Genomic DNA, 9,035 nt, shown 5'->3' on the forward strand with positions numbered 1-9,035 from the left:
GACTAATTACCTCCATCAAGAAAATAGATATTTTGCAGTTTGACCTTGCTTGCAACTTCCATAATTTCTGCTTTTGAAACGCTCAAAACATTCCGAATCCAATCCTCATTTGAAACATACTTCCCGGTCAAAATATCATTTTGAGCACGATTAACCGCCGTCATTTGATTGTCCAACCGACTCTCAAAATTATTTATCAAAGATGACTTGACGCTTTCTACCAGAACATCTTCAAAATCCCCGATTGCCAAAGCTTTCAATTGGTCTGCAATCAACTGAATGACGTGTTCCTTGTTTGCTGATTGAATTCCAGTCTGAACCATCAAAAATTGTCTATAAGGATCAAATGAAGAACTCGCATAATATGCCAGGCTTTCTTTTTCGCGAACGTTGACGAAAAGCTTTGAAAGCGGAGAACCACCAAACAGTCCGTTAAAAATCAACGCTGCGTAATGCAGGTTCGAGCGATACGGAACGTCCAAACGATAGCCCAGGTCAAGCTTGCTTTGATTAAGCTTTTGTTTTTCAACGTTTTCACTGACAGTTTTCTTTAAAGGCTGCGCATAATTCAAGTCAAAATATTCAGGCTTTCTTTCAGCAAAATTGAAATCTTTTGAACGCTCAGCAGCCAAGTTTTCATCAATGTCTCCGGAAACAAGAATCTGAATCCGATCGTTTTTGATCATTTCAAGATAGGCGTCATAGACATCCTTTGAAGTAAGTTTCTCGAGTTCTTCTGCAGATCCGAAAACAGGCGATTTTTGTGCTGCTTCATTAAAATAACCCTCTTGGAGTTTTAAAGAAGCATAACTTTGCTTGTTATCCCTAATGGAATTAACATATGCAATCAAATTTTGCTTTTGACGCAAAAACGTTTCTTGGTCGAACTCGCCATCTTCTGCGAGCGGATTTAAAATCATCTTTTTCAAAAATGTAAATCCGGCATCGACCAATCCGACCGGATTTTCCAAAAATTTATCATCAATGCAATTAAAAACAAAATTAATCATATGGATATTTCCGTGACGATTGACAGTCGTGCCAAACCCGGCCCCATACATCTTTGACAGTTCCATCGCCGTCTTGCTTTGAGTCGGAAAATCGCTTGAACTTGTCTCAAGCAAGTTCGACAGCAGTGTTCTGATGCTCAAGCTTCTCACGTCTGCCAATTCGGTCATAAAAGAAACGACAATCCGATTTGTTTTGAACTGTTGTGTAGGGATCAAAATCAAGTCGACCCCGTCCGTTATGCTTATTTGCACACACAGTTCCCCCTTCTAATATTTAGCATTACTTTTCATTTTATAGTAAAATGCACGGAAATACAAGGCTTCCCCCTTTTTAGAAAGCAAACAAAAAAATTCTCTTTCGGGTTCTGAAAGAGAATTTTTCGACGCTTATTCTTCAGGCTTGACGTAAACCTCCCGCGGTTTGGCACCTTCTTGTTTTCCGACCATCCCCCGCGCCTCGAGTTCATCGACGATTCGTGCCGAACGGTTGTATCCAATGCTGAAATGACGCTGAAGCAATGAGATGCTGCATTTCCCTTCAACCGCAATGAACTTAACGACGTCATCAAACAATTCATCAACATCATTTTCTCGTTTTTCCTGCTCGATTTCTTCGTCCGAAACTTCCATCGTTTTGTCAAATGCGGTGCTGCGCTGATTAGAAACAAATTCAACGACATTCGCCACGTCTTCATCAGAAATAAACGCCCCCTGAATTCTCGTCGGTTTATTTTGACCGACGGGCATGAACAGCATATCACCGCGACCAAGCAGTTTTTCCGCCCCATTACTGTCAAGGATTGTTCTCGAATCAGTTCCGCTTGAGACCGCAAATGCCATTCGTGACGGAACGTTTGCCTTGATCAACCCCGTGATAACGTCAACTGACGGGCGCTGCGTCGCCAAAATCATATGAATTCCGGCAGCGCGTCCCATTTGTGCGATTCTGACGATCTGATCCTGAACGGAGCCACCGGTCGTCATCATCAAATCAGCAAGCTCATCAACCACAACGACAATATAAGACATGAGCGGACGTTTGCCGCCGTCTTTTGCATTTTCCTGTTCAATCATTTGATTGTATCCTGAAATGTTTCGAACGTCCTTTTCCGCAAATCGTTCATATCGTTCCTCCATTCGAGCGACGACCTTTTCAAGCGAACGTGCGGCCTTGCGAGGCTCGGTAATCACGGGAACGAGCAAATGAGGAATGTCTTTATAGATTCCAAGTTCGACTTTTTTTGGATCAACCATCATCAGCTTGACCGTTTCCGGGCGACAATTCATTAAAAGACTCGTAATAATTACGTTGATTGCAACCGATTTGCCGCTGCCGGTTGAGCCGGCAATCAGCAAATGAGGCATTTTGGCCAAATCAGCCGTTTCTAAATTGCCCGAAACATTGTGCCCAAGCGGAACTTCAAGCGGTTTCCGCTTACCCTTGCGCCGCTTGAATTCGGTGATGATCGTTTTATATGCAACCGTCGCAACGTTTTGGTTGGGAACTTCGATTCCAATCAGCGGCTTTCCCGGTATCGGGGCTTCGATTCGAATATCCTTGGCCGCCAAGGCAAGCGCCAGGTCATCGGCCAAATTGACAATCTTTGAAACCTTGACCCCGATTGCCGGATGAAGCTCATATCTTGTAACGGCAGGACCGAGCATGACGTTTTTAAGTTCAGCCTTGACACCAAAGCTTTCAAGCGTCCGAATCAAAACATCCTTGTTTTTTCTGATTGTGCATTGTTCCGAACTTTGATCTGTATCCTTTCCGTCAGTCAATAAATCGATCGAAGGCAATTTATAATCGGAATCTTCAAAAGTTTCTTCAGAAAATCCAAGGTCTTCTTCATTTTGCGAATCACTCAAGGATTCATCCTTTTCTTTTTCGATGATTTCAGTCACATCGTCCGATTTGTCCTGATCGAAAATTTCTTCCGATCGGCTTTCTTCGGTTTGAACGTACTTTTTCAAAACGTCTGAAGATTTTTTATGAAGCTTGCCCTTTTCTGCAAAAATCTGCGAAAGAATCTCTTTGATTTTTCTCAAAAGCCAAGCTGCTGCATTTTTCAGCCAACAAATGACAACATAGCACATTTGACCGAAAGCATCGATCAAATCCTGTGCTGATAAATTCAGCATCATGCACAAACCAAAAAAACACAGAACATCTGCCGCAAGATATGAACCTAACTGTGCCGTCAAAAAATACGTCAGCGTATAAAGAAAGGAACCTACAAGCCCCCCGCCGACCGTCGTCCCAAGCGTTGAATACATCAGATCAGCTGATAAATATTGCCATGTGATTGAAACGAAACGCGCATGAAGGTCAAGTCTCGCAAACATCAGCGCTGAAAACATGACTAAGATGCCTGACCAGCAAATGAACAGCCCGCAAATTCGTTTTTTGTTCAGTTTCGGAGTTTTTCCGGTTAAAAGCAAACAACAGCCCAAAATAATCATCAAGATAAAAGCGACTTTATATGTATCGCCTACGAACAAGCGCAAAACATTTGACAACAAAACCCCGAGATATCCCATGCCTAAAAAGCCCAAAACCGCAAACAGGATATAAATTGCCCCAATAACATGCTCAGATAAAACGATCCCGTTATTTTTTCTGCGCGTTTTTTTTCTCTTCTGAGCCATTAAAAAATCCTCCCTGATAGTCTTGGTTTCAATTATAGCATACCCCTGCCGAAATAAACAAATGTTCGCAACAAAAAACCGCCGTTTTTGGCGGTTTTAACAACTATTTCAATTTATCGTTTTCATAACGGTGAACGCGCTCCAAATCTGGAAAAGATTGTTGTCTGAGCGCTTCGTAAATCACGATCGCAGCCGTATTTGACAAATTCAGAGCACGAATATTCCGGTCGTTTTGAGGAATTCTGATGCACTTCTTTTCATACTTGCGCATAAAAATTTCCGGAAGTCCCGTCGTCTCCTTGCCGAACAAAAAATAATGGTTTTTGGATTCGTCGGTATAATCGACATCAGCATAGGTTCTCTCTGCAAATTTCGACACGACGTACAGTTCGTCGTTTTCATCCATCGATTCCAAAAATTCAGGCAGATTCTCATGATAGGTAATCTTTACTTTATCCCAATAATCAAGTCCCGCTCTTTTCATATATTTATCATCGGTCGAAAAGCCAAGGGGCTTGATCAGATGAAGTTCAGTATTCGTTCCGGCACACGTTCTGGCGATATTTCCCGTGTTTGCCGGCATCAAAGGTTCAAACAATACAATGTGATTCGTCATTTAAGGATTCCTCTCTTTTTGACATAAAAAAAGCGTAACCGTTCGGTGTGGGCACGGCGAACAGTTACGTTAATGAAGTACAATCATACAGCAACTAACGACAGTTCCGTCAATTGCCAACAACCGATCTCTTGTCACTATACTAACACTGTATATTTTAATTTTCAATAGGTTTTCGATAACTTTTTTAAAAAATCTTAATTTTTCAAATTTGGTTCCGTTCCTGACGGCAATGCCTTGAAACGGGACTTTCATCGTTAAAAAAGTCCTTCATTCAGGACTTTCTCAAAGTTTTTAGTTAAGCAAAAACTTATAATCGGAAAAAGGCCGAAGAAAATGACATATAAGCCGGAAAATTAAGTTTAACTTTGATTTCATTAATTTTCACTGACTTTAATATATTTTCCAGAAACAAGACTTACCAGATCATCCCTTTTCAATCTGACGGAACGTCCGACTTTTCCGGCAGAAACGGAAATATCATCAAAATTCTTGATGCGTTCGTCAAAATAAACGGGGAATCCTTTTCTGATATTGATGCCGATTGGAGTATTTGCCCCATGAACATATCCGGTAATATTGATTAAATTTTTGTTATCTGCAAGATGAACCTGCTTTTTGCCAAGTTCATGCGCAACAAGCTTCAAATCGATTTCATGAATAAGAGACAAGCATACCACGATGTAATCTTTTGCATCATTATTTGCCTGCATCACGATCGTTTTCAAGATGCTTTCTGCCGGAACTCCCTGTTCCTTTGCCTCGGCTAAGGCATCAGCACCATTATTGATCCAATCAAAAGAAACTTCTTCATACTCAATGTGGTGCTGATCCAGGATTCGTTCATCGTTTGTCTTCTTTTCTTTAGTGCTCTTTTTTTTAGCCATCTTTTTTCAGCTTCCTTCCATTCAATTATGTTACCAATCTTAACATCTCGCATCAGATAAGTCCAAATTATCAATACTGATTTCATGAAACGCCTGAACAAAACATGATCCTCATCCTCAATAATAAAATAGTATTTTAATTTTTTGTGAATTTTCTCAAAGCGACTTTATTTGCGTTGACTTTTGGTCTCATTTAAAGTATATTACTTGTGTTTGCGGACGCATTCGCCTTGTCGAAAGTCCGCAACATATTTTAGAAATGCGAGGTATATCATGCCAGTTTTTGATTATGAAGATATTCAGCTTGTTCCTAACAAGTGTATTGTGAAGAGTCGTTCCGAAATTGATACGCGCATCAAATTCGGCCCAATGACATTCAACATTCCGGTTGTTCCTGCAAACATGCAAACAGTCATTGATGAAAAACTTGCCGTTTGGCTGGCACAAAACGGCTACTTCTACATCATGCACCGTTTCGATGAAGATGAACGCTTGCCATTCGTTAAAAAAATGCATGATCAAGGATTATTCGCATCAATTTCCGTTGGCGTCAAACCAAAGGAGCATGCGCTGATTGATGAATTGGCCGCTCAAAATCTTGTCCCGGAATATATCACAATCGATATTGCTCACGGACATTCAGACACGGTCATCGAAATGATCAAACATATCAAGCAAGCAATGCCGGGAGTCTTTGTCATCGCCGGAAACGTCGGTACTCCGGAAGGCGTTCGTGAACTTGAAAATGCAGGGGCTGATGCGACAAAGGTCGGAATCGGACCGGGAAAAGCATGCATCACTAAGCTTAAAACAGGTTTTGGAACAGGCGGTTGGCAATTAGCAGCAGTCAGATTATGCGCAAAGGCTGCCAGCAAGCCCATCATCGCGGACGGAGGAATTCGCAATAACGGCGATATTGCCAAATCAGTCAGATTCGGAGCCTCAATGGTCATGATTGGTTCAATGTTTGCCGGACATGAGGAAACGCCCGGTGAAGTCATTGAAAAAGACGGGCAAAAATACAAAGTCTACTACGGATCTGCTTCCCAATATCAAAAAGGACAATATAAAAACGTCGAAGGCAAAAAATTGCTCGTACCTTACCGCGGACATATTTCCGATACCTTGCGCGAAATGCAGGAAGACCTTCAATCCTCCATCTCATATGCAGGCGGAAAAGAACTGATGGCACTTCGCAAAGTTGATTATGTAATCGTTAAGAACTCCATCTTCAACGGAGATACCTTTTAAAAAACATCGTCTTTAAAAATCACGAAAAAACGGTCAAGAACCTGATTGATTCTTGACCGTTTTTTAAATTCAAATCGTCAAAAAACTGAGTCAATGCCTATAACAACCAACTAGTCAAAAACGATTTCGGTTCCGATTTCAATTTTTGGCATGGCGTGCGGTTTCAAATAAATTGCATTCTCCTGGGGCGTTTCCGGAACTTCTTTAAAGGCCAAAACAGTATGTCCAATGGAAGTCAGGTTCGATTCAACCAATTGTCCGACGAATTCGACTTCATATTCGGAAGAACCGATTCTGACCTTTGAACCCTTCTTGATGTCATATCCGCCAATCGGATCATTTTCAAAATCATGAATCAATGATACTTCGCGCAAACGTTCCGATGCCGTTTCACCAAATAAAATAAGCAATGGTTGCTTTTCGTCAATTGCCTGGGGACCGATTGCAGTAATCTTGCTCTTAATCATATCAAAAATTCCTCTCTTAATCCGCTTGTTCAATGCTTAATAAATTCATTATAACCTATTTTGTTCTTTCTTTGTAGATTAATATTCTTTGACAACGTTTTCTTGGAAAGGATATGTTATAATCGATATCGATAGAGATAACTACAGAGAGGATGTTTATGCGTGAAAGAAGAAATTCTGTTCGGAACATATACTAAAAAAACAAGCAAAGGTATCTATTATGCAACCTTGGATACCGAGAAAAAAACGATTTCTGAACCTAAACCCGTCGTCGGATTGCAAAGTCCGACTTATATGAAAGTCACAAATAAAAAGACGCTCGTCTCAGTAGCCAAAAAAGACGATCTTGGCGGAATCGCTGCATTTGACGCAAAAAATTCGGCATTTACGTTTTATGACGAAGCTTTAACGCCTGGTGCCAACCCTTGCTACGTCGGTTTTGACGAAAAGCGGCAGCTGATTTTCACGGCCAACTATCATAAGGGACAAATCGATGTTTACAAAATTAACGCTGATCAAACGCTCAGTTTAAGGGATACTGTCAAAGATGAAGGCAACGGTCCGCGCCCTGAACAAGATTCAGCACATGTTCACTACACGGACCTTGCTCCGGACGGACGGCTGATTGCTGTTGACCTCGGCAACGATACCGTTTCGACGTATGACGTCTCAGATGAAGGCAAACTTTCGCTTGTTTCCGTTTTTAAAACAGAACCAGGTTTTGGGCCGCGCCACATTGTTTTTGCACACAACAGCAATTATGCATATCTTGCAGGCGAACTTTCAAGCAATCTTTCTGTTCTAAAGTATGACGCAAAAACAGGGTGTTTCTCGCTCGAACAAACAGTCAAAACGATTCCTTCAACTTGGACCGAACATAACGGTGCCGCTGCCATCAGAATTTCTGATGATGACAGATTCGTCTACGTTTCAAATCGCGGCCACAACTCATTGGCCCAATTTGAAATTCATGACGATCACATGGTTGATTTTGTCGAATTCGTTTCAACCGAAGGAGATTTTCCTCGCGATTTTGACATCGATCCAACGGGACGTTTCGTTGTGTGCGTCAATCAGAATACGGACAACGGAACGCTTTACGAACGCAATGAAGAAACCGGCAAGCTGACGCGCATTCAAAAAGACATCGTTGTTCCTGAAGGCGTTTGCGTTTGTTTTGCCGATATCAACGATTGATTGGAGTCTGCTATGCTGATTAGAGAAGCTTGTCTTGAAAATTATACTTTGCTTTCTCGTGCAATTTCCTGCGGCGCAAATCGCATCGAACTCTGCGACAATCTTTCCTGCGGCGGAACGACCGTTTCAAAGGGCGTTATGGCAGAATCACTGAAGTATGCGCACGAAAAAAAAGTTCCGGTAACGGTGTTGATTCGACCGCGAGGCGGTGATTTCGTTTACAATGATGCTGAAATCAAAATAATGGAGTCAGACATCTTTACCGCACAATCATTGGGCGCAGATACGATAGCCATCGGTGCGCTAGATTCAAACGGCGGACTTGATTTCGAGGCCATGGAAAACCTTGCCCAGGCTGCATTCGGGATGCAGCTTGAACTTCACATGGCATTTGATTCGCTGGATTTTGAAGAACAAAAAAAGGCCATTGACTGGGCTGTTTCTTCCGGTTTCGACCGAATTTTGACTCACGGCGGGCCGCTTGAAGTTCCTATCGAAGAAACCGTCCCTCACTTAAAAGAACTGATTTCATATGCGGATTATCGCATTGAAATTTTGCCGGGAGGCGGCATCACGTTTGAAAATTGCGAGCAAATTGCTGAAGAACTGGGCGTAAAGTCCGTCCACGGTAAGCGGTCGTTAAATAAGCGTTCTTCATAAACCTCCGATGTCTTGGTATGCTTTAAACATCAAGTATATCGGAGGTTTAAATATGAAATTGGATGACGTCGTGGAAGTCAACCTTGTTGACCTAAGCCCTAAAGAAACATATCGACCGGTCAGGGAAATGGCTGCGAAAATTATTACGGAAGATGTTGAAATCCGAATCTACAACGGAGCTTCGAGAGAGATTCTCAAAAATTTGAACAACTATCTTTGGTATCGTGATCAAAATGTTTCCAAATATAAATAATATGAAAATCTATCTCATTTGCGGTAAGACCGATCTTCGCAAAGG

9 protein-coding genes are annotated in these 9,035 nt (G+C 41.8%); 4 read left to right on the forward strand and 5 right to left on the reverse strand.

Annotation, left to right across the window (positions count from 1 at the left end):
* Positions 1-2: 2 nt before the first annotated feature.
* From yfmF to BMZ95_RS07845, 4 genes are all read right to left on the reverse strand, one after another.
* Complete coding sequence (yfmF, locus tag BMZ95_RS07825; protein WP_046922402.1) at positions 3-1,262, reverse strand: EF-P 5-aminopentanol modification-associated protein YfmF; 1,260 nt, start codon at positions 1,260-1,262, stop codon at positions 3-5.
* A gap of 135 nt (positions 1,263-1,397) precedes the next feature.
* Positions 1,398-3,659 carry a DNA translocase FtsK gene (locus tag BMZ95_RS07830; RefSeq protein WP_046922401.1) on the reverse strand — a complete coding sequence of 754 codons (2,262 nt, stop codon included), beginning with the start codon at positions 3,657-3,659 and terminating at the stop codon, positions 1,398-1,400.
* A gap of 103 nt (positions 3,660-3,762) precedes the next feature.
* Entirely contained in the window at positions 3,763-4,275 is a 513-nt protein-coding gene (gene trmL / locus BMZ95_RS07835) for a tRNA (uridine(34)/cytosine(34)/5-carboxymethylaminomethyluridine(34)-2'-O)-methyltransferase TrmL (protein ID WP_003693586.1), read from the reverse strand.
* 377 nt (positions 4,276-4,652) lie between these two features.
* Positions 4,653-5,162 (reverse strand): aminoacyl-tRNA deacylase, encoded by a 510-nt coding sequence (locus tag BMZ95_RS07845; RefSeq protein ID WP_014073280.1) that lies wholly within the window; start codon positions 5,160-5,162, stop codon positions 4,653-4,655.
* Between the two features lie 273 nt (positions 5,163-5,435).
* Between BMZ95_RS07845 and BMZ95_RS07850 the strand changes: the two genes are divergently transcribed.
* Positions 5,436-6,413 (forward strand): GMP reductase, encoded by a 978-nt coding sequence (locus tag BMZ95_RS07850; RefSeq protein ID WP_046922400.1) that lies wholly within the window; start codon positions 5,436-5,438, stop codon positions 6,411-6,413.
* Between the two features lie 110 nt (positions 6,414-6,523).
* Here BMZ95_RS07850 and BMZ95_RS07855 read toward each other — a convergent pair whose 3' ends face one another.
* Entirely contained in the window at positions 6,524-6,880 is a 357-nt protein-coding gene (locus BMZ95_RS07855; protein WP_014073278.1) for a PTS glucitol/sorbitol transporter subunit IIA, read from the reverse strand.
* A gap of 162 nt (positions 6,881-7,042) precedes the next feature.
* Between BMZ95_RS07855 and BMZ95_RS07860 the strand changes: the two genes are divergently transcribed.
* The 3 genes from BMZ95_RS07860 to BMZ95_RS07870 are packed head-to-tail and all read left to right on the forward strand — an operon-like array spanning position 7,043 to position 8,990.
* Positions 7,043-8,077 (forward strand): lactonase family protein, encoded by a 1,035-nt coding sequence (locus BMZ95_RS07860; RefSeq protein WP_014073277.1) that lies wholly within the window; start codon positions 7,043-7,045, stop codon positions 8,075-8,077.
* Positions 8,078-8,089: 12 nt separating this feature from the next.
* On the forward strand, positions 8,090-8,737 hold the full coding sequence (locus BMZ95_RS07865; protein ID WP_046922410.1) for a copper homeostasis protein CutC: 648 nt from the start codon (positions 8,090-8,092) through the stop codon (positions 8,735-8,737).
* A 52-nt stretch (positions 8,738-8,789) separates the two neighbouring features.
* Entirely contained in the window at positions 8,790-8,990 is a 201-nt protein-coding gene (locus BMZ95_RS07870; RefSeq protein WP_014073217.1) for a hypothetical protein, read from the forward strand.
* Positions 8,991-9,035 lie beyond the last annotated feature (45 nt).

The sequence above is a fragment of the Ligilactobacillus ruminis DSM 20403 = NBRC 102161 genome (assembly GCF_900113455.1).
GTDB classification, from domain to species: Bacteria; Bacillota; Bacilli; order Lactobacillales; family Lactobacillaceae; genus Ligilactobacillus; species Ligilactobacillus ruminis.

Bases quoted from the DNA above. Each gene is read 5' to 3' on its own strand.
- BMZ95_RS07830 (WP_046922401.1), bottom strand. From the start codon at position 3,659: ATGGCTCAGAAGAGAAAAAAAACGCGCAGAAAAAATAACGGGATCGTT.
- trmL (WP_003693586.1), bottom strand. From the start codon at position 4,275: ATGACGAATCACATTGTATTGTTTGAACCTTTGATGCCGGCAAACACG.
- BMZ95_RS07845 (WP_014073280.1), bottom strand. From the start codon at position 5,162: ATGGCTAAAAAAAAGAGCACTAAAGAAAAGAAGACAAACGATGAACGA.
- BMZ95_RS07850 (WP_046922400.1), top strand. From the start codon at position 5,436: ATGCCAGTTTTTGATTATGAAGATATTCAGCTTGTTCCTAACAAGTGT.
- BMZ95_RS07855 (WP_014073278.1), bottom strand. From the start codon at position 6,880: ATGATTAAGAGCAAGATTACTGCAATCGGTCCCCAGGCAATTGACGAA.
- BMZ95_RS07865 (WP_046922410.1), top strand. From the start codon at position 8,090: ATGCTGATTAGAGAAGCTTGTCTTGAAAATTATACTTTGCTTTCTCGT.
- BMZ95_RS07870 (WP_014073217.1), top strand. From the start codon at position 8,790: ATGAAATTGGATGACGTCGTGGAAGTCAACCTTGTTGACCTAAGCCCT.